We start from the raw sequence: 22,377 nt of genomic DNA, 5'->3' as shown, positions 1-22,377 counted from the left end.
AAGTGAATTAATCTTAGCCAGATAAAAAAATCCCGCCATAAGGCGGGGGAAAAGACAGGGATGGTGTCTATGGCAAGGAAAAATTCTCGTTTGCTACTACTTTGCTTCTATGGGTACTACAAATCAGTTCGGTAACTGAGACATACGCTGCCGATAATGTTGTTCCAATTGTGCTTGTTGCTCAGGTGTCAACAGCTGGTACATCTGGTGATGGATTCGTGCCATTTCAACCTGGTGTTCCACATTACATCTGACCATCCTTTCAATCAGAGCCTTTACTGCCACTCCATCAAACTCCTTCGCAGTGACCAGCTTACGCATCTCTTCTCGCTCTGTCGGACTCATTGACATCGATGAGCGCGGTTGATGTTTCTGCCCTACCAAATCACGCATCTGTTGACGCTGTTGCTCAGTTAAAGTGATACCGCTAAACATATGGTCGTTATCACCAATATCGTTATTATTACGATAATGATAACTTCCTACATTTTTATACTCACAAGGTGCACAATGACCAGGTACCGTAGCAGCGTGCATTGTACTTGCTGTTCCAGCTAAAGATGCAGCCGAGCTAAGAACAAATATTGACGCTAAAACTAACGCTGCTATGTTACGCATTAAACAATTCCTCGTTTCCCCGAACGATGCTATTAGGTCCAATGTGGACAACTATACCTACGTGGCTGCAAACTAGCGTCAAAGGCTTGTAAAAGAACGTAAAGTCGTGGAATAGCAAAGTTTGTTATCGTATTTTTGCTCTTGGAGGAAGTAATCAATGCATAAAATCCTATTAGTTGATGATGACCGTGAACTGACATCACTATTAAAAGAATTACTTGAAATGGAAGGATTTAACGTTGTTGTCGCTCATGACGGAGAGCAGGCATTAAAATTCCTTGACGATTCTATCGACTTATTACTACTCGATATTATGATGCCGCGTAAAAATGGCATTACGACATTAAAGGAGCTTCGTCTACACCATCAAACTCCAGTCATTATGCTGACAGCGCGAGGAAGTGATTTGGATCGTGTTCTGGGACTAGAATTAGGGGCAGATGACTATCTTGCCAAACCATTTAATGATCGTGAGCTAGTGGCACGTATACGTGCTATTCTTCGCCGCTCAAACTGGAGTGAACAACAGCAAACCGACAATGGCCCACCCACGCTTCAGGTCGACAATCTACAATTGAACCCTGGCCGACAGGAAGCCAACTTTGCTAATCAAATTCTCGATTTAACCGGTACCGAATTTACTTTGCTCTATCTATTAGCTCAACATTTAGGTCAAGTTGTCTCCCGTGAACATTTGAGTCAGGAAGTATTAGGTAAACGGCTCACGCCATTTGACCGCGCAATTGATATGCATATCTCTAACCTACGCCGTAAATTGCCTGAGCGGGAAGATGGACTCCCCTGGTTTAAGACCTTACGTGGCCGAGGATATTTAATGGTTTCTGCGACATGATAAACAGTTTGACGGCACGCATCTTCGCAATTTTCTGGTTTACTCTGGCGTTAGTCCTAATGTTGGTATTAATGGTGCCGAAACTGGATTCCAGACAACTGACCTCTCTGCTGGAAAATGAATACCGGCAGGGAGTCATGCTGGAACAACATATCGAAGCTGAATTAGCTCAAGATCCCGCTAACGATTTACTTTGGTGGCGCCGTTTATTTCGCGCGATTGAAAAATGGGCCCCCCCAAGTCAGCGCCTAATACTGGTCACCAGCGAAGGGCGCGTTATTGGCGCACAAAGAAGTGAAATGCAAGTTGTCCGTAACTTTATTGGACAATCAGATAACGCTGATCATCCTAAAAAGAAAAAATATGGCCGCTCTGAAATGCTAGGGCCCTTTTCCATTCGAGATGGAGAAGATCATTATCAACTTTATTTAGTTCGTCCCGCGAATAGCCCACAATCGGATTTTATTAATTTGATGTTTGACCGGCCACTATTATTATTAACTGCCACCATGTTAATCAGTGCGCCACTCCTATTATGGCTGGCATGGAGTTTGGCTAAACCTGCCCGTAAATTAAAAAATGCCGCAGACGATGTTGCTAAAGGTAATTTACGCCAGCATCCAGAACTGGAAGCCGGCCCACAAGAATTTCTGGCCGCCGGTAACAGCTTCAACCAGATGATCAGTGTATTGGAAAGAATGGTCACCGCACAACAACGGTTAATTTCCGATATCTCCCATGAACTACGCACGCCTCTCACCCGCTTACAACTTGCAACAGCATTACTTCGCCGCCGTCATGGTGAAAATAAAGAATTGGAAAGAATAGAGACAGAAGCCCAACGGCTAGACAGCATGATTAACGATCTGTTAGTCCTCTCCCGCAGTCAGCATAAAAATGAACTGTTGAGAGAAAACATCAAAATGACAGATTTATGGAACGATATTCTTGACAATGCCCGCTTCGAAGCTGAACAGATGGATAAAACCCTTGAAGCAACCTTACCACCGAGTTCCTGGGCAATTTACTGCAACCCATTAGCACTTGGCAGTGCTTTTGAAAATATCGTGCGTAATGCCTTACGCTACTCCCACCACCATATTGCGGTCGTATTTCACGCCGATAATCAAGGGATCACCATTACCGTTGATGATGACGGCCCGGGCGTCAACCCGGAAGACCGCGAACACATATTCCGCCCTTTCTACCGTACAGACGAAGCCCGCGATCGAGAATCCGGTGGCACTGGCCTTGGCTTAGCCATTGTTGAAACCGCTATTAACCAACACCGTGGTTGGGTTCGTGCTGAGGACAGCCTACTCGGCGGCTTACGCTTGGTTATTTGGCTACCACTTCATGGCCGGTAATACAGATTTCTGCTAAGCTTATTCTACAAATTTATTAAATAAATAAATTTTATTTATGCTTGACCCGATGAGTCTGACGGTTTAACCTCCCCCACTATTCATTAAAAAAAATTATATTTAATTGCTTTTCTATTACGGCAGACAAAAGCATTAAAAAATCAAAACAGTAGATAAAATTATAACGTTCTATGGAGTTCTGGGAGCCAATAACCTAGTGCGGTAGCTTTGTTATTACCTTATTTATTATTTCAATAATATATCTTACACAACCTATTTAAAAAACTTGTTAAACTTTCACCTGCCAAATAAAACTTATGGAAATAGATAGCATCCTATTAAAAACAAAATGTAATTTATTTTCACAATTTCATTTTTAAGTCATCATCTTAAAAGGCAAAATATGTCCTCACTCAACATTCTCACCGAGAAATTTGATAATAAAACCGCCACCATTGCCATTGTTGGCCTGGGTTATGTTGGCTTACCGCTCATGCTCAGGTATAACGATATTGGTTTTAAAGTGATTGGTTTCGATATCGATAAAGAAAAAACAGATAAACTCAATCAAGGCCAAAGTTACATTGAACATATTCCCTCCGCCAAAATCAGTCACGCGATAAAGACCGGTTTTGAAGCCACCACGGATTTCACCAACATCGCTCAATGTGATGCCATTATTCTTTGCGTCCCAACGCCGTTAAATAAATACCGTGAACCCGATATTAGTTTCGTGATTAACACCACAGATAGGGTAAAACCGTATTTAAGAACCGGGCAAGTCCTCTCGTTAGAAAGTACTACTTATCCGGGCACCACCGAAGAAGAGTTACTCCCCCGGGTTGAAGAAAATGGATTAAAAGTGGGTGAAGATATCTTTCTGGTCTATTCACCCGAACGCGAAGACCCCGGTAACCCTGATTTCGAAACCCGCACCATTCCTAAAGTCATCGGCGGCCACACGGAAAACTGCTTAAAAGCCGGTATCGCCGTGTATCAACACGCCATTGACCAGGTTGTTCCCGTCAGTTCAACTAAAGCGGCGGAGATGACAAAACTGCTGGAGAATATTCATCGGGCGGTCAATATCGGCTTAGTTAACGAAATGAAACTGGTTGCCGATAAAATGGGGATTGATATCCACGAAGTGATTAGAGCCGCGGCAACCAAACCTTTCGGCTTTGTTCCCTATTATCCCGGCCCCGGATTAGGCGGCCACTGTATTCCCATTGATCCCTTCTATTTAACCTGGAAAGCCCGAGAATATGGTATTAATACCCGCTTTATTGAACTCTCCGGCGAAGTCAATTCCTCCATGCCCGATTATGTGGTCACCAAAACCGTATTAGCGCTGAATAAAGCGAATAAATCCATTAATGGCAGCCGCATATTAATCCTCGGCATCGCCTATAAAAAGAATGTGGATGATATGCGAGAAAGCCCCTCAGTTCATATTATGGAAAAATTAAGCGAACTGGGCGCAAATATCGAATATTCAGATCCACATGTCCCGATCTTTCCGAAAATGCGGGAACACCATTTTAATTTAATCAGCCACCCTGTGACTGAAAATAGTCTCAAAACCTTCGACTGCGTTATTTTAGCCACCGATCACGATAAATTTGATTATGAATTAATTATCAATCACGCCAAATTAGTCGTCGATACTCGTGGTAAATACTCTCCCAATCACACAAACATTATCAAAGCTTAACTTAGGATAAGATTATGCTGAGCACGATCAACGACAGAAAGATAAGATTTGCTTTAGTCGGTTGTGGACGGATCGCTAAAAATCATTTCAATTCTCTGGAAATACATCAAGAAGCGGCCGAATTAGTCGCCGTCTGTGATAACGATCAAGACGCATTAAACGCAGCAGTAGAAAAAACCGGCGTCCCGGGTTTCAGCGACTTAAACACGATGCTGGATAACATCACGGCCGATATCATTATCCTGACCACCCCATCCGGCCTTCACCCAGCACAGGCGATAGCCTGTTTTGATAAAGGCTTTCACGTCGTCACCGAAAAGCCGATGGCCACCCGATTAGCTGATGGAGAAAACATGGTTAAGGCGGCGGATAAAGCCGAAAAACACCTCTTTGTCGTCAAACAAAACCGCTTAAATGCCACCCTGCAATTACTGAAACGGGCAGTCAGCGAAAAACGATTTGGCAAAATCCACCTAGTCCACCTCAATGTTTTCTGGACCCGTCCCCAAGCCTATTATGACCAGGCCGCCTGGCGGGGCACCTGGGAATTTGATGGCGGTGCCTTTATGAATCAGGCGAGCCACTATGTTGATTTAATTGAATGGCTAATCGGCCCGGTCAAAGATGTTCAGGCCATGACCTCGACCCACTTAGATATCGAAACGGAAGATACCGGGGTACTTAATATCCGCTGGCGGGATGGCACATTAGGCTCGATGGCTGTCACCATGTGCACTTATCCGCAAAATCTCGAAGGTTCAATCACCATCTTGGGGGAAAAAGGTACAGTCAGAGTGGGAGGTTTAGCCGTTAATGAAATCCAGGAATGGCATTTCGCTGACGAAAAAGAGTATGACCAACAAGTTAAAGCCGCCAACTACGAAACCACTTCCGTTTATGGCTTTGGTCACCCGCTTTATTATAAAAATGTCATTGAGGTGATGAAAGGCGACGCCAAACCGATAACCGATGGCCGGGAAGGCTTAAAATCCTTAGAACTGCTTATTGCCGCCTATTTATCCGCCAGAGATAATAAAACCATTTCTTTACCTTTAACCTATTAAATCAATGGAATCGGTCTCATGTCAGCAGAACACGTAATGATACATTCCAGTGCCATTGTTGATGAAGGAGCGCAAATCGGGAAAAACAGCCGTATCTGGCATTTCACCCATATCTGTTCTGGCGCGCAAATTGGCGAAGGTTGTTCCTTAGGACAAAATGTCTTTATTGGCAATAAAGTCACCATCGGCAATCACTGCAAAATACAAAATAATGTCTCGGTTTATGACAATGTTCATTTGGAAGATGGGGTATTTTGTGGCCCCAGCATGGTGTTCACCAATGTCTATAATCCCCGTTCATTAATTGAAAGAAAAAGTGAATATCGAAATACGCGGGTAAAAAAAGGCGCCACCTTAGGCGCCAACTGTACCATTATTTGCGGCACGACCATTGGCGCTTATGCCTTTATTGGCGCCGGCGCGGTAGTGAATAAAGATGTCCCTGATTATGCCCTGATGGTAGGTGTGCCGGCTAAACAAATTGGCTGGATGAGTGAATTTGGTGAACAACTCGATTTACCGCTGCACGGACAAGCTACCGCCATTTGTCCACACACTCAGCATATTTATCAACTCAATAACCATATTGTCGTGCGAATTAAATAAACAAGGATAAAAGCATGCAATTTACCGATCTGGCAGCACAGCAACTTAAAATTAAAGATAAAATTGACGCGAATATCCAGAAAGTATTAACACACGGAAAATATATTTTAGGCCCCGAAATCGACGAATTAGAAGCAAAGCTGATTGCCTACACCGGAGCGCCATATTGTATTACCTGCGCCAATGGCACCGATGCCTTGCAAATAGCCTTAATGGCGATTGGCATTAAACCCGGTGACGAAGTGATTACCCCCGGCTTTACCTACATTGCCACCGCTGAAACCGTTGCGCTACTGGGCGGGATTCCGGTTTATGTTGACGTCAAGCCTGCGACGTATAATTTAGATCCGGCGCAACTCGAAGCCGCAATTACCCCGAAAACCAAAGCGATTATTCCGGTTTCCTTATTTGGTCAATGTGCCGATTTTGACGAAATTAATGCCATCGCAGCAAAACATAACCTGACCGTAATAGAAGACGCGGCCCAAAGTTTTGGCGCGACTTATAAAGGCAAACTCTCCTGTAACCTGACCACAATTTCCTGTACCAGTTTCTTCCCCAGCAAACCGTTAGGTTGTTACGGCGATGGCGGCGCTATTTTCACCCACGATGAAGAACTCGCGAAAATTATTCGTCAAATAGCCCGTCATGGGCAAGACAGACGATACCATCATATCCGGATCGGAATTAATAGCCGCTTAGATACCCTGCAAGCAGCTATCCTGTTACCCAAACTGGAGATATTCGATGAAGAAATGGCATTACGTCAGCAGGTGGCAGAAAACTACAATAACGCATTGAACGGCATCGGTATCACGACCACGCCCTATATTGAGCCACACAATCTTTCGGCCTATGCGCAATATACTCTCCGCATTAAAAACCGTGATGAATTACAACGCAGATTAAAAGAACAGGGTATTCCCACCGCCATTCATTACCCGATCCCGCTAAATAAACAACCCGCGGTGGCCAGCAATATTGCTCTGCCTATAGGAGACGAAATCGCACAAGAAGTCATTAGCTTGCCGATGCATCCTTATTTATCCATAGATACAATTAATAAAATTGCCAGTTCAATTAAAAATCCATGAATTATAAATTATTGAGGAATATATCTGGCTTATTACTCTCATCATTATTCAGCCAGATATTATTATTACTATCAACACCAGTATTAACAAGATTATTTTCACCGGAAGAATTAGGTATTTATGCTTCATTTTCATCGCTTTTAAGTGTTTTTGCCGTCGGTGCTTGTCTTCGTTATGAATTTTCAATAAGCTCATCAGAAAAAAATCGGGAAATTAATTCATTAGTCACATTATCTTGCATTATTCCAATAACCATTAGCCTAATAGTTATCACTATTTTATCAATATCTAAAACACCAGAAAAAATAATTATAGGAAACTATATATACTATATCCCGCTAGGCATTATCACTTATGGATTTTATCGGGCAGTGAGTTTCAATAGTATAAGAGAAAAACAATACCATGCACTCTCTATCACTAAAATAACGCAAACAGTTGCCATGATTAGCACCCAAATCATTGGCGGCATTGCCCATTTAGGCGCAAGCAGTCTCATCTTAGGTCAAATATTAGGTCAATCATTAGGTGTCCTATTTTTAAGTAAAAGATCCAAATATCGTTTAATTATCAACAAACATGAACTTAGAAAAATAAAACTACTGGCTAAGAAATATTATAAATTTCCAGTTTATGATTTTCCTGCGGCTTCAATTAACACGTTTAGTAATGAGCTGCCCCAATTATTTATCATGTCCACCTATGGGCTAAAATCGGCAGGATTTTATTTAATTGCATCCAGAATATCTGGCGCTCCAATTATGCTATTAACCCAAACTGTTTCGTCTATATTACAAGGATATTTAAAAGACACACTTATATCACCTTTCTTAAAGATAAAAAAAACATTTTATTGCCTAACGCTCATTGCTATTTTATTTGCTATAGTGACATACTTCGCTGGCATACCCATCATAAGCTTTATTTTCGGTGAAGAATGGCTTGAATCAGGTAAATATCTATTATGTTTAATACCGCACTTATGCGGACAAATAATATATTCATCGTTATCGATATATTTATCCATTTATGAACACCAGAAAAGCAATTTATTTATTCAAACAATATCGATTATATTAAGATTAATCGCCCTCCTTGCTGGATATCTATTAGGTGATATTTACCTTACCCTATTATTATTTTCACTCACCAGTTTTGTTCTTTATATGACAAGTACGACTTATATTTTAAAATTATCTTTCATGCATAAAGAAGGTTAATATGAATAAAATCATAATAAAAATAATTCCTTATATCATTATCGTGATGATTGTCAGCTATACATTCAATAAATATGCTTATGAGCTAGACGAATTCAATGGCAATGTGAGAAACCTGGTCATGAAAGGGAAATTCACTCAACGCGAATTTAATAGCAATGGTTTTCCTTTATCTCACTCACCTCATATTCCAGAGCCATTCTTATCCCCATTTTATGTTGTTCACTATGGCCTGATATACTCTTCTTTAGGCTTAAATAATAAAGATAACACCAATATATTATGGCGAACCGATTCATCCTTACCGGGATGGAATGTACCGCCACCTCAATTCAATCAAAATGAATTAATGATTAATTTTAAATTTTCAGCCGATTGGTTATTTAATAATATAAAATCATTTCATGGTGAAAGTCATTACTTATATGATTTTGATTGGTCATATAAAGGCTACAAAAATAATAAACTCTCTGCCCCCTGGTGGTCTGGACTAACCGATGCCTATGCCATTATTCTCTTATTAAGAGCTTATGACCATTTTGACGATGATAAATATCTACTCACGTCGAAACGACTATACCAATCATCACTCGCACCTATCCATAAAGGCGGCAGTTTAACAACATTAGATAATATGCCCTGGATTGAAGAGTATGTTGATCCTCAAGCCAATTCGGATCAATTAGCTTTTGTATTAAACGGCATGGTCTACTCTACTTATGGTATTGAATCCTTTGAAAATTATCTAAATATAGATGAAAACACCAAAATATCCGATAAATTATATCAATCAATCAGTCATAATATATTTAAGTTCGACATAAAAAATGAATGGTCCAGCTATGATTTAATTGGCAATCCAAGCAACATTAAATATCATAAAATACATACCCTTCTTTTAAAAGATCTGATAGATAGAAATCAAAATTTTAAAAATAAAGAAATAATAGACTTATATAACAACTGGAATAACTCCGCCGCTAATAGCGGGTATTATTACATAAAACATGGCCCTACGAGTTGGGCATACTACCAATTCATCACTATGTATTTCCTGTCTATCTTAGTATTATCATCCATTTACTTTTTTATCAGCAAAAATGCAAAATAATATTAAAATAATCCTGAAAATATTTATCTATCAGGTTATTATCTACCTGAATTCAGTACTTATATTAGATACATTCCATGAGGTAAGAGGCTATAATATTACCCCACAAGGTTACTTAAGTATTTTTTTCTGTTGGATATCATTTTTACCACTCATTTTACTCAACAACCAAAAAAATCCCGTGATGGTTTTTTTATGGTTAATCTATATCACTTACATTATACCGGTATCAATTATATTCCCACTGATTAATTCAGCTTCTGTCTATTCAATCATTTTCGTATGCACAATAAACATATTATTTTTCTCATCTATATTATTCTTTCGGATAATAGATAGAATAACCATGCCGAAACTAAAAATCCCGTGGGATTTATATAAAATACTGATAATAGGATGTGGTATTATTGTACTCTTATTCGTCATGAGTAATCCTGGATTAAATTTAATACCGCCTAATATATTTAAAGTTTATTCCGTGAGACAGCACTTTAAAGACAACACGCCGCTACTCACTATGTACATCATCACCAATGGGGGATATGTTATCTCACCATTACTATTATTAGCTTCACTCTATATCAGAGGTCCGATAAAATATCTCCTCATTACAATAAGCATTACGATTTCCTATTTAATCTATAGCTCCTCAGGATTAAAAAGTATAGCATTCATGAATCTCGCCGTTATCATTCTATTCTTCTATATAAAAGGAACAAGATCGATAAGTAACTCGGTGATAAATATCATTCTCTATTTATTCCTTGCTGCCGGGATATTATATTTTATTTTCGATTTTTATGACCCACTGATACATTGGCTACGCAGAGTATTCTTCACACCAACATTAAATACCTATTACTTTTATGATTATATCTACAACAACAATAGTGAATTTACGACAGAAGCGCCTCAAATAGTTTCTCAAATCTATTATGGTACCTCAGGTTCAGCGAATACTGGCTTTATTGGCGACGGTATCGCCAGATACGGTACACTGGGTTTAATCATAAACTTTTTTATATTTAATCTATTAATCTTTGCCATGAACCTGAGCTCAAAAAAGGTTCCATTTGAATTTTCAACGACACTCTATCTACCCTTTGTATACACAATATCAAACTCAGCAATTACAGCACTGCTACTGACCTATGGGCTGCTGGCATTAAGCATATTATTATTTTTATTCCCTACAAAAACTAACAAAATATCCTTATGAAAATTACACACATGACCTCGGTACATTCACGTTTCGACATCCGTATTTTCCTAAAAGAATGTTCCGCCTTACAAAAAGAACATGAGGTCTCGCTTATTGTCGCAGATGGTAAAGATAATGAAATCAAAAATAACATTACTATCATTGATGTCGGTATATTACCCGGCCGATTAAATAGAATATTTAAAACAACCGATAAAGTTTATAAAAAAGCATTAGAATTAGACGCTGACTTATATCATTTTCATGATCCGGAACTCATCCCTATTGGATTAAAACTGAAAAAGAAAGGTAAAATAGTCATTTTTGATGCCCATGAAGATGTCCCTAAACAAATTTTTAGCAAACCTTATTTAAATAAATTTACCCGAGTGATTATCTCTAAATTATTTACCCTCTACGAAAAGTATTCTGCACCTAAATTTGATGGCATTATTACCGCCACACCATCAATAAGAGACAAATTCTTAAAACTCAATCACAACACCATAGATATTAATAACTATCCCATATTAGGTGAGTTACATAATAAGCATGCCAACTGGCATGAAAAAGAAAAACAAGTCTGCTATGTCGGCGGCATTTCCGACATTAGAGGTATAGCCGAGATGGTTGAATCCCTCTCTCACCTCACGACGAATACAAAAATGAAATTAGCGGGCAATTTTTCTGACACAGATTTAGAAAACAAAATAAAAAACATGAAAAATTGGCACAAAATAGAGGCACTGGGATTTTTAAATCGCATAGAAACCAAGGAACTTTTATCTAAATCTATTGCGGGTATCGTTCTATATCACCCACTCCCCAATCATATTGATGCCCAACCCAATAAAATATTCGAATATATGAGTGCCGGCATCCCTGTTATCGCTTCAAACTTCACATTATGGAAAGATATTGTTGTAAAAAACCATTGTGGCATTTGTGTCAACCCATTAAACCCTAAGCAAATAGCTGATGCGATAGATTACTTATCAAATAACCCTGATATAGCAGAAGAAATGGGTAACAATGGTCTCTTGGCAGTCAATGAAAAATACAATTGGGATATTGAACAAAATAAACTAACCAAATTTTATCAACAAATTGGACGTTAATCGATATGAAAAAAATCATCACCGTATTAGGCGCCAGACCACAATTCATTAAAGCAAGCTCTGTTTCTCTTGCCTTAAAAAATAATAAAAAATTTAAAGAAATTATCATTCATACAGGTCAACATTTTGACACTAATATGTCTGATGTATTCTTCAATGATTTAGCCATTCCCAAACCGGATCACACGCTCAATATTCACGGTGGCTCACACGGTGAAATGACAGGTAGAATGCTCATCGAAATTGAAAAAGTACTTATCATAGAAAAACCGGATGCCGTTATGGTATATGGTGATACAAACTCGACTTTAGCGGGCGCATTAGCCGCATCTAAATTACATATTCCCATTATCCATGTTGAAGCCGGTCTGCGTAGTTTTAATATGCAGATGCCCGAAGAGATCAATAGAATATTAACCGATAATGTGAGTTCAATTCTCTTCTGTCCAACAGACACTGCCGTCAATAACCTACAAAAAGAAGGCTTCGGTTCAAAGCCCGTTAATATCAAAAAAGTCGGTGATGTGATGGAAGATGCCGCCTTATATTTTAGCCAAATGGCGAAAAAACCTGATGGGCTGGATGCGATACAGAACTTTATATTAACCACGCTCCATCGTGCTGAAAATACCGACAATCAAGAACGTCTAACTGAAATAGTAAACGCTTTAAATGATATACATGAAAGAATTGATACTGTTGTTATGCCAATTCACCCAAGAACTAAAAAAATGTTAGCACAATACAACTTACATTTAGATGTTCATTTAATTGAGCCAGTCGGATACTTAGAGATGATCTGGCTACTTAAAAACACCTCCCTGATTATTACCGATAGCGGTGGACTCCAAAAAGAGGCTTTTTTCTTCAAGAAACCTTGTGTGACCGTGAGGGATCAAACTGAATGGGTAGAATTAATTGCAGCGGGCGTAAACAAACTCTCGGAGGCGGAAAATAAAAAAATAACCCAAGCCGTTCATGACATGATTGGAATTAATATGGACTCGATTCAATCCATGTATGGTGGTGGTATCGCTGCGACAAGAATTGCTGACGAACTAGAAAAATTACTATGAATATCGTCTATATAAACCACTATGCCGGCTCACCGGATCTTGGGATGGAATTTCGCCCATATCATTTAGGACAAGAATGGGTTAAATCGGGACATAATATTACCCTACTCGCAGCCTCTTATTCTCATGTACGGACCAAACAACCCAAACTAATAGATAATAAAAAAACCACCGAAAATATTAACGGATTAGAATATATCTGGTATCCAACCCCGAACTACAACGGAAACGGATTATCCAGAGTCAAAAATATTTTCTCTTTTTTACGGCAAATTTGGCTTGATAGCCATAACTTAATCAAAAAATATCGACCAGATGTTGTTATTGCTTCAAGTACATATCCAATGGATATCTGGGTGGCAAAACGGCTTGCCAAAAAAGCCAATGCAAAATTGGTTTTTGAACTCCATGATTTATGGCCTCTCTCACCCATAGAACTAGGTGGAATGTCACCTAAACATCCATTTATTCAATTATGCCAACTTGCTGAAAACGCGGCTTATAAATATGCGGATATAGTTATTTCCATGCTTCCTAATGTACAAGAACATACGAAAGCACATGGATTAGATCTCAATAAATTACATATTATCCCTAATGGCGTGGTTGTAGAGGATTGGATAAATCAACCTACTCCGTTAAACAGTTCACTCGAAAAACTTATCGTAACTGAAAAAAATAAAGGGCATAAAATTGTATGCTATAGCGGCGCCCACGGCCGCCCAAATGCACTAGAAAAATTACTCAAAACCGCTTCACTTCTTCATGATCAAACGATGACATTCTTATTAGTCGGCACGGGCCTTGAAAAGGATAATTTAATTGAGGAATCTAAATTACTAGGCATAAATAACATTATATTCTTTGATCCGATCCCCAAAACTCAAATCCCAACACTACTCAATAAAATTGACATTGCCTATATAGGATTACAAAAGCAATCATTATTCAGATTTGGCATCAGCCCCAATAAACTTATTGATTACATGATGGCAGGCAAACCTATTTTATGTGCAATTGACGCCGGCAATGATCCCGTCTCTGACGTGAATTGCGGTATTACAATTAAATCAGATAAGCCAGAAGAGATTGCTCAGGCTTTATTAAAACTCAGTGAATTATCCACTGACGAATTAAACCAAATGGGGCAAAAAGGTAAAATTTACGCTTTAGAAAATCACGCTTATTCCGTATTAGCTGACAATTTCATAAAGGCCATAATCAATCATGAATAATAAATTCCTTCCTTTTGCATTACCTGAAATTGGACAATCCGAAATTGATGAAGTCATTGACTCACTTAAAACCGGCTGGATAACCACCGGACCTAAAGCCAAAAGATTTGAACAAGATTTTGCCCAATATTTAGGTTCTGGTGTTGAAGCAATTTCTGTAAATTCAGCAACGGCGGGATTACATTTAGCATTGGAAGCCATTGGTATCCAGCCGGGAGATGAAGTCATTGTCCCTACCTATACCTTTACGGCAACAGCAGAAGTTGTCCGTTATTTAGGAGCTCACCCTGTTTTTGTTGATTCTTTACCTGACAGCCTGAATATTGACCCAATAGCAATAGAAAAAGCCATAACCGCCAAAACTAAAGCAATTATGCCAGTACACTTCGCAGGTTTATCCTGTGATATGGATGCCATCATTGCAATAGCTAAAAAATTTAATCTACGAATAATTGAAGATGCCGCCCATTCATTTCCGACTTTATACAAGGGAAAGAAAATTGGCACGCTAGACACCGATGTCACCGTATTCAGCTTCTACGCGAATAAAACCATGACGACAGCAGAAGGAGGCATGTTAGTCTCCAGAGATCCAGATATCATAAAAAGAACAAAAATAATGCGTCTCCACGGCATTAGCAAAGACGCTTTTGATAGATATCAATCTAAAATACCCGCCTGGTATTATGAAGTTATTGAACCGGGCTATAAATATAACATGCCAGATATTTGTGCATCCATCGGTATCCATCAATTACAGAAAATAGACGCTTTTCAAAAGAAAAGAGAGGAAATGGCTAAACTCTATGATAATGAATTAAAAGATCTGCCGATTATCTTACCGACTAAACCTAAAGAGCCTAATAGCCAACACGCCTGGCATCTATATACCATTAGATTAAATGATGAAGTCAAAATATCCAGAGATGACTTTATCATAAAAATGGCAGAAAAAAATATAGGCTGCTCTGTCCACTTTATCCCACTGCATAAACAACCCATCTGGAAAAACACCTACTCTCTTGATGAAAACAACTTCCCAGTCGCAGAAGAAAATTTTAAAAGAATTGTATCTATCCCTTTATATACAAAAATGACAAAAGAAGACCAAATCTACGTTATCAACACAATTAAAGAGATCTTGGCATAAATGATGACATATTATTTAGCTATAAAAAGGCTTTTTGATTTTACCTCTTCTCTCATTGGGCTCATTCTATTATTCCCTATTTTAATAACGATTGCTATCTGGATAAAAATGGATTCGAAAGGACCTATTTTTTTCCGACAAAAACGGGTAGGCCAATATAATCACGATTTCTATATTCACAAATTTAGGAGCATGACCACAGGATCAGAGCAAAAAGGACAACTCACTATTGGTAATGATCTCCGTATTACCAACTCTGGAAAATTTATCCGCAAATATAAAATTGATGAATTAGCTCAACTGATTGATGTTGTTCGAGGCAAAATGAGCTTAGTCGGGCCAAGACCTGAAGTGCCACAATTTATGGACAAATATCCAGATGATATCAGAAACAAAATATTATCGATAAAACCCGGCATAACAGATTTGGCTTCTATAGAAATGATCGATGAAAACCAGATATTAAGCCAATATAAAGATCCTCATCAAGCTTATATCGATATTATTATGCCGATAAAAGCCAAGTACTATTTAGAATATATTGATAAAAAGTCATTTTTCTATGACCTGAAGATTATTTTCAAAACAATCTACAAAGTAGTTTTTAGGTAATTAACCATTATGAATAAGAGAATATTTTTCAACCAAGATAGATTAATTAAAACCATCGTTCTTCTGATTGTAGATATATTTATCATTATTATTTCATACTGGCTAAGCATGTGGCTACGCCTTGATAGAGAAGTACCTATTTACAGCTTACAACATTGGTTAACCATTATATTCACCATACCTTTCACACTATTTATTTTCCTAAGAATTGGCTTTTACAGATCGATATTAAAATATGTCAACATGAGTATATTGAAATGGGCCATTTTTGGTTCATTTCTATCTACTCTACTATTGACTGCAATTTCCTTATACCAACAAGCATTTTTACCCAGAACCGTACCAATTATCTACTTCTCTTTTCTGGTTATCTCACTCTGCGGTACAAGATTTGTCTATAGAACACTACGTAATTTATTAAAATATAAAGGCACGCCTGTTATCATATACGGAGCAGGAGAATCTGGCCGGCAACTCTTACCCATATTAAGAGAGCACAGAGAATTCAACCCTATTGCTTTTGTTGATGATAACATTAAATTACACAATTTATCTATTCATGGGGTTTATGTCTTTTCTCCAGAGAGAATAACACTGTTAGTTGAAAAATATAATATAAAGAAAATATTATTAGCCATACCCAGTGCATCTATATCTGATAGAAAAAAAATACTTGAGAAACTACAAAAAGAGCATTGTGAAATCCTCACCATCCCAAGCTTCAATGATCTGGTTGAAGGAAAAGCGCAAATAAACTCACTGAAACGCGTTTCCATTAACGATCTACTTGGAAGAGAACAGGTTAACCCATTACAAAATTTACTCAGTAAAAACATCAAAAACAAAAATGTGCTTATTACTGGCGCCGGAGGTTCAATTGGCTCAGAATTATGCAGGCAAATCATTACTCAATCCCCTTCGCAACTGGTCTTATTTGAATTAACCGAATATTGCCTTTATTCAATAGAAAAAGAGTTACAAAAGATAAACTCAGATAAAGATTTTAATATAACGATTACTGCAATTCTAGGTGACATAAAAGATTCAGACAAAATAAACAGAATAATCAATAAATTTAACATTAATACCATATACCACGCTGCGGCATATAAACATGTTCCACTGGTAGAAATGAATACCATAGAGGGCATTAATAACAATATTTTTGGTACCCTCTCACTCGCTAAAGCAGCAGTTAATCAAAAAGTTGAAAAATTTGTATTAATCTCTACCGACAAAGCCGTCCGCCCGACAAATACCATGGGGGCAACAAAAAGATTTGCTGAGCTTATACTACAAGCTTTCGCTAAAGAGAACAGTTACACAAAATTCTCAATGGTTCGCTTTGGCAACGTCCTTGGCTCATCCGGTTCCGTTGTCCCCCTGTTCGAGAAACAGATAAAAAGTGGTGGACCGATAACCCTCACTCACAAAGACATTACCCGTTACTTCATGACGATTCCAGAAGCCGCCCAATTAGTCATCCAGGCAGGAGCACTGGGCAATAATGGCGATGTTTTTGTTCTGGATATGGGAGAATCAGTAAAAATTTATGATCTCGCCCGAAAAATGATCCACCTTTCCGGCCTGACCGTGAAAGATGAAACCAATCCTCATGGTGATATCGAAATCAAAATTACCGGATTAAGACCTGGTGAAAAACTTTACGAAGAACTCCTAATTGGTGATAACGTTTCTGGCACCAATCACCCAAGAATAATGACTGCCAATGAAGTTTTTCTGACTTGGGATAAATTAAACCCATTATTAAATGACTTAAAAACATCTTGTGAAAATTACGATTTTGAACATATTAGGCAGATCCTTATCAATGCGCCTATTGATTTTCATCCTAAGGATTATATTTACGATCTTTTAAAATAATATCTATAAATACATTCATGTCATGAAGCTGGCTGAAAATCATATTACCGACATTAGCCTTCTGGACAAATAATAATCCTATGAAATTTTTAACACACGAGCAATTAAAAATCAAATAATTCGAAAATTAAAATAACAAGCCAACAAAAACCTCATTATTAGATATACCCTATACATTATACTTCCTTCATTTCTTCCTTCAACAAAGGAGAATGATTAAACATCTGGAAATTATGAAGCTAGCCTTTTAATATGAGCCTATAAATTTATGAAAAAGTACCAAAATAGCTATGTTCACAAGCCGTAAAGTAACAGCTAACGCTTATGGATTATCCTCTGGTGTTTTCTGGGGGCTAAGCGGCGTACTTTTCGCATTATTATTAAAAAACACGACTCTTTCCTCTTACTTTTTCATTCCCATCATACTCGCTTTCCTGAATGATACGATCTCATGCGGATATATGTTTATATATCTTATAGTTAAAGGAAAATACCGAGCGATACGCCTTATCCCCAAAAACAAGAAAAATGGCATAATTGTACTGGCGGCTATATTTGGTGGCCCAATGGGCATGTCTTGTTATATCTTAGCTATTCAATACATTGGCATTAGCTACACAGCCACTATTTCAGCAACCTACCCGGCTATTGGCGCGCTCATTTCTTTTTTTCTACTTAAAGATCGCATTCACCTTATCGGCATATTGGGACTAATACTGGCCGTTATATGTACCATGATACTCGGCTATTCGGCATCAACTCAAACAATATCTGGCTGGATAGGCTTTCTCTTCGCTTTTATATGCGCACTAGGCTGGAGTTCCGAAGTTGTTATCAGCTCTTACGGCATGAACAAAGATATACCTGCTGATATTGCTTATTTCATCAGGCAATTATCATCCTCAGTGGGCTATTTAATCATGATCATATTATTCATTCACTCTTTTCCTGGAATTACACATATTTTTTCAAATATAGAATTATACTCCTTATTATTTTTCACTTCTCTGGTCGCCACACTATCGTATCTCTTCTACTACAAAGCAATCAGCATGCTTCAACCCATCCGTGCTATGAGTTTAAATATCACCTATGCTATCTGGGCGGTAATTTTTGCTTGTTTGCTGGTAGATGAACCCATCTCTATAAAACTATTACTCCTATGCGTAGGAGTCTCTGCTGGTTCATTCCTAACTGCCGTAAATCCACTTAATATCAAAAAATTGATTCTGACACTGAAATGAATGTGATTTTATTCGCAACAAAGAAAACCACATATAAGCCCCTCTACGAGAGGCTAACTTTATTTATTTGACTAAGTCAGGTGCATTTTTTGCTGCCCAGTCTGCAAATATATCCCCCAACTCTCTGCTTGCGAATGCCGACAGATGCTTAAAGTCGTCTCTATAAATAGGCAGACCTTTTCTAATCGACGAACATCCTTTATTGTCACATATTAGGCTGTTCGGATCGAAGAAAAGAACATTAGGGTGATCTTTATGTAATGTCTTGATCAGCATATTGAAATTATGTCTTATTGATGTGACTTCTTTTAAATCTGTCTCACAGTCCTCATCTGCTTTTTTAAATGGGCGAGAGAAGCATGCTTTTATGTTAAAGTTTAATTTAACATGTGGAGCAAATACAATGATCTTCTTGCCGCTTTTTTCTATCAGGTTTATTCTCTGAGAGAGTTTATCAATGTACTCTTTGCTGAAGTTTGCATCTATCCCACTAATAATAACATATTTTATTGATGTAGTATGCTCAATAATCCCATTAATATAATTGTATTCTTTTTTATAGATAGTATTCTCTTTTTCACCTACCGATACAGTAACGTCATCCACGCCAATAGACAAGACATTCAGATTTCTTAATTTCTTAGACTCTGCTATTCCTGGATATAAATGGTTTGCATAGCTATTTCCAAGCAGAACAACGTCTGGATCTTCGTTTCTTGTTAGCATGCAAAACCACCAACCAAATCCAGACGCTTCTGGGAAGTTGAATCTGGTTTTACATATGTCATTGTTAGTGTATTGCCAAAGCGCCCCATTTAACTGTGCACTGACTTCATTACTGATATTGATATTCTCTCTATTATATATTCCTTTCTTTTCATAAGTGACATACCCTGTTATTCCAATGATAATCATAAAAATAAGCATTGGGACTGTTTTTTTGCGCCAAGATTTGATTCTCTTTAACGGTTTTTCTATGCATAAATATGTAAATACAGATAAAATAAATGCAGATACTAGCAATAAAATTCTAATGTATGGGGGAGGAACTTGCCCATTAATTATATTTGCAAGAGATAATAATGGCCAGTGCCACAGATAAAGAGGGTAACTTATTAGCCCAACAAACAAAGCGGGCTTACATGATAATACGACCCCATTCAAGATTGCACCTCGCCCGGCCGCTATTACAAAAATAGTACCAAACACCGGTGCAGCAGCATACCAGCCAGGGAACTGCATTGCAGGAGTAAATAAAATAGCACTTGAAATGATAAGAGCCATTCCAATGATAGATAATGTGTTTGATAAAAGCTTTCCTTGAGATAAGGCATTATCTTTTTGTGTAACAACAGCCAATAATGAACCACACAATAACTCCCAGTGCCTATACTGAGGGAGATAGAATACTTTTTCTACGTTTTCATTTATTAAATATATATTCAATGAGAATGAAATTATAGTTATGATCGCCAGAAAAAGAAATGGATTTAACCTTCTTTTATAAACGAATAAAAGTATTAAAGGGAAAATTAGATAAAACTGCTCTTCAATACCAAGAGACCATAAATGAAGAAGAGGCTTTGTGCTTGAATATGTATCAAAATAACCAGTCTCGCTGTATAATACTATATTTGCAATGAATCCTGCACCCCCAGCTATTTGTTTGCCAAGCTGCATATATTCATCAGTAAACAGTGCAAACCATCCAAATATATAAACAAAGAAAAGCATTAATAGTAGGGCTGGAAATAATCTATCAATGCGTCTTCTATAAAATTCTTTTATTGAGTATTTATTCTCCTCCAACTCCCTCTGGAGGATGGCGGTTATTAAATAACCAGAAATGACGAAAAATATATCTACACCTACAAAACCACCCGGTAAGTAGGAGGGAAAAGCGTGAAAAACTAGCACCATGACAACTGCGATAGCTCGCAGCCCGTCTATCTCTGGTTTATAACTTACAACCATATGATTACTAATGTCTTTTGTTTGCATGTGATGACTCAAATTATTAAGACTATTCATAATTAACCTGAACTCTGGATAAAAAATGGAACTAAACGCCTGTTCCAAGATCAGAATTTTCGACCAAGAAAAAAGAGAGCTGATAAGGAACGGGCATGGATAAATTAGTTGAACTTTTTTGTGATGTCGATGACTTTTGCCGTGTTTTCATTCCACTCTGGGAACAACAGTGTATCGAGGATGGACATCGCCAACGCCACATGAGTGCCAGCGAGATTATGACCATCGTGATTGCTTTTCATATGTCACATTATCGGGATTTTAAAAATTTTTACTTTGGATTAGTCCGACGATATCACCAACAAGACTTTCCCACCCTGCTGAGTTATACCCGCTTTCTGGGCGTCGTCTCATCGGTTTTAGGACCCCTTTGCAGTTATTGTTTGATGATTTAAACGCAACAGGTGTGACATTCATCACTGATACGCGCAGTAACATGAAGGCAAAAGCGCTCTCGGTGTGGGATAAGATGATGTTATCAAAGCGTTTCATCATAGAAACCATCAATGATCAATTAAAGAATATTTCTCAGATAGAACATTCACGACACCGTAGTGTGCAGGGATTAATGTTGAATGTGTTGGGGGGACTCATCGCTATTGTCTCAAAGAGAACAAACCGTCACTGAAGATTTCCTGCTCAGAAATGGATAGGTTAGTAACGGCTTAACCAGAACTCAGGTTAAATAAATAATACTAATATTCATGTGGCGAAAATAATAGTTTGCTTATCTCTCCTTCTCCTACTTCTCCTATATATCTAAGTTCACTGCGCTGTGGGCAAAAATCACCGCAAGTGGGCTGGCACGCTAAGCGCTAGTACTACAGCCGTAGATATCAGAAAGTTGCATTTTCCTTGATGCTCACAACTCTGAGAAACCGCATGAATTAAGATTTTCTATGGGTGTCTTTTCTGTTGAAAAAAGTAAGTACGGCTGTAGTACTAGGCTGTGTCCCGCAATAGACTGAGATAGAATAATCCCCTGGTTCTGATTTTCGGAAAAAACCTGTTATGGCTCGTTACGACCTTCCTGATGAAGCATGGGAGTTACTGCTCCCCTTATTGCCCCTCGAACATTCTCAACGGCCGGGACATCCTTATGTTGAACACCGCCGGGTTATCAACGGCATGTTTTGGGTACTCTGTTCCGGTGCCCCCTGGCGGGATTTACCCGAACGTTAT

19 protein-coding genes and 1 pseudogene are annotated in these 22,377 nt (G+C 38.2%); 18 read left to right on the top strand and 2 right to left on the bottom strand.

What is annotated here, in order from left to right; translation table 11 throughout:
• Positions 1-123: 123 nt before the first annotated feature.
• Entirely contained in the window at positions 124-618 is a 495-nt protein-coding gene (gene cpxP / locus ACGF49_RS13375; protein WP_113043010.1) for a cell-envelope stress modulator CpxP, read from the bottom strand.
• A 157-nt stretch (positions 619-775) separates the two neighbouring features.
• Here cpxP and cpxR point away from each other — a divergent pair, with 157 nt between their 5' ends.
• The 16 genes from cpxR to ACGF49_RS13295 all read left to right on the top strand — a co-directional run bounded on the left by cpxR (position 776) and on the right by ACGF49_RS13295 (position 19,164).
• Positions 776-1,471, top strand: coding sequence for an envelope stress response regulator transcription factor CpxR (cpxR, locus tag ACGF49_RS13370; protein ID WP_112877772.1), 696 nt, complete (start codon positions 776-778; stop codon positions 1,469-1,471).
• Entirely contained in the window at positions 1,468-2,838 is a 1,371-nt protein-coding gene (cpxA, locus tag ACGF49_RS13365) for an envelope stress sensor histidine kinase CpxA (protein ID WP_113043012.1), read from the top strand. The genes cpxR and cpxA overlap by 4 nt, the downstream gene beginning before the upstream one ends.
• A 400-nt stretch (positions 2,839-3,238) precedes the next feature.
• Positions 3,239-4,549, top strand: a complete 1,311-nt coding sequence (locus tag ACGF49_RS13360; protein WP_113043014.1) for a nucleotide sugar dehydrogenase — start codon at positions 3,239-3,241, stop codon at positions 4,547-4,549.
• A 14-nt stretch (positions 4,550-4,563) separates the two neighbouring features.
• Positions 4,564-5,613: a Gfo/Idh/MocA family protein gene (locus tag ACGF49_RS13355; protein ID WP_113043015.1), complete on the top strand. Its 1,050-nt coding sequence runs from the start codon at positions 4,564-4,566 to the stop codon at positions 5,611-5,613.
• Between the two features lie 18 nt (positions 5,614-5,631).
• Positions 5,632-6,219 carry an acyltransferase gene (locus ACGF49_RS13350; RefSeq protein WP_113043017.1) on the top strand — a complete coding sequence of 196 codons (588 nt, stop codon included), beginning with the start codon at positions 5,632-5,634 and terminating at the stop codon, positions 6,217-6,219.
• A gap of 14 nt (positions 6,220-6,233) precedes the next feature.
• Positions 6,234-7,313 (top strand): DegT/DnrJ/EryC1/StrS family aminotransferase, encoded by a 1,080-nt coding sequence (locus ACGF49_RS13345; protein ID WP_387491390.1) that lies wholly within the window; start codon positions 6,234-6,236, stop codon positions 7,311-7,313.
• Complete coding sequence (locus ACGF49_RS13340; protein ID WP_228902743.1) at positions 7,310-8,533, top strand: lipopolysaccharide biosynthesis protein; 1,224 nt, start codon at positions 7,310-7,312, stop codon at positions 8,531-8,533. The genes ACGF49_RS13345 and ACGF49_RS13340 overlap by 4 nt, the downstream gene beginning before the upstream one ends.
• 1 nt (position 8,534) lies before the next feature.
• A complete protein-coding gene (locus tag ACGF49_RS13335) occupies positions 8,535-9,644 on the top strand; it encodes a D-glucuronyl C5-epimerase family protein (RefSeq protein WP_228902744.1) in 1,110 nt (369 codons plus the stop codon).
• A 346-nt stretch (positions 9,645-9,990) separates the two neighbouring features.
• Positions 9,991-10,863 (top strand): hypothetical protein, encoded by an 873-nt coding sequence (locus tag ACGF49_RS13330; RefSeq protein WP_228902726.1) that lies wholly within the window; start codon positions 9,991-9,993, stop codon positions 10,861-10,863.
• 11 nt (positions 10,864-10,874) lie between these two features.
• Positions 10,875-11,963: a glycosyltransferase gene (locus tag ACGF49_RS13325; RefSeq protein WP_228902727.1), complete on the top strand. Its 1,089-nt coding sequence runs from the start codon at positions 10,875-10,877 to the stop codon at positions 11,961-11,963.
• A 5-nt stretch (positions 11,964-11,968) separates the two neighbouring features.
• The gene (gene wecB, locus ACGF49_RS13320) at positions 11,969-13,039 is read left to right on the top strand and encodes a non-hydrolyzing UDP-N-acetylglucosamine 2-epimerase (protein WP_387491385.1); all 1,071 of its coding nucleotides are present in this window, start codon (positions 11,969-11,971) and stop codon (positions 13,037-13,039) included.
• Positions 13,036-14,274, top strand: a complete 1,239-nt coding sequence (locus tag ACGF49_RS13315) for a glycosyltransferase family 4 protein (RefSeq protein WP_387491382.1) — start codon at positions 13,036-13,038, stop codon at positions 14,272-14,274. Before wecB ends, ACGF49_RS13315 begins: the two co-directional genes overlap by 4 nt.
• Positions 14,267-15,424 (top strand): DegT/DnrJ/EryC1/StrS aminotransferase family protein, encoded by a 1,158-nt coding sequence (locus ACGF49_RS13310; RefSeq protein WP_113043038.1) that lies wholly within the window; start codon positions 14,267-14,269, stop codon positions 15,422-15,424. The genes ACGF49_RS13315 and ACGF49_RS13310 overlap by 8 nt, the downstream gene beginning before the upstream one ends.
• Positions 15,425-16,036: a sugar transferase gene (locus ACGF49_RS13305; RefSeq protein WP_387491378.1), complete on the top strand. Its 612-nt coding sequence runs from the start codon at positions 15,425-15,427 to the stop codon at positions 16,034-16,036.
• Between the two features lie 9 nt (positions 16,037-16,045).
• On the top strand, positions 16,046-17,920 hold the full coding sequence (locus ACGF49_RS13300) for a polysaccharide biosynthesis protein (protein WP_387491375.1): 1,875 nt from the start codon (positions 16,046-16,048) through the stop codon (positions 17,918-17,920).
• 290 nt (positions 17,921-18,210) lie between these two features.
• Positions 18,211-19,164 (top strand): DMT family transporter, encoded by a 954-nt coding sequence (locus ACGF49_RS13295; RefSeq protein ID WP_387491372.1) that lies wholly within the window; start codon positions 18,211-18,213, stop codon positions 19,162-19,164.
• 63 nt (positions 19,165-19,227) lie between these two features.
• Here ACGF49_RS13295 and ACGF49_RS13290 read toward each other — a convergent pair whose 3' ends face one another.
• Complete coding sequence (locus tag ACGF49_RS13290; RefSeq protein ID WP_387491370.1) at positions 19,228-21,165, bottom strand: acyltransferase family protein; 1,938 nt, start codon at positions 21,163-21,165, stop codon at positions 19,228-19,230.
• A gap of 125 nt (positions 21,166-21,290) precedes the next feature.
• Between ACGF49_RS13290 and ACGF49_RS13285 the strand changes: the two are divergent.
• Together ACGF49_RS13285 and ACGF49_RS13280 are read left to right on the top strand one after the other, a co-directional pair.
• A pseudogene (locus ACGF49_RS13285) lies at positions 21,291-21,864 on the top strand (transposase).
• A gap of 342 nt (positions 21,865-22,206) precedes the next feature.
• Positions 22,207-22,377 (top strand): transposase (locus ACGF49_RS13280; protein ID WP_387491459.1); only part of this gene is annotated, 171 nt, incomplete at its 3' end.

The organism is Photorhabdus sp. RM96S, assembly GCF_042879335.1.
Classification (GTDB): Bacteria; Pseudomonadota; Gammaproteobacteria; order Enterobacterales; family Enterobacteriaceae; genus Photorhabdus; species Photorhabdus kayaii.
The sequence above is the reverse complement of the archived record's forward strand: the minus strand, read 5'-3'. Positions and strand labels throughout refer to the sequence as shown.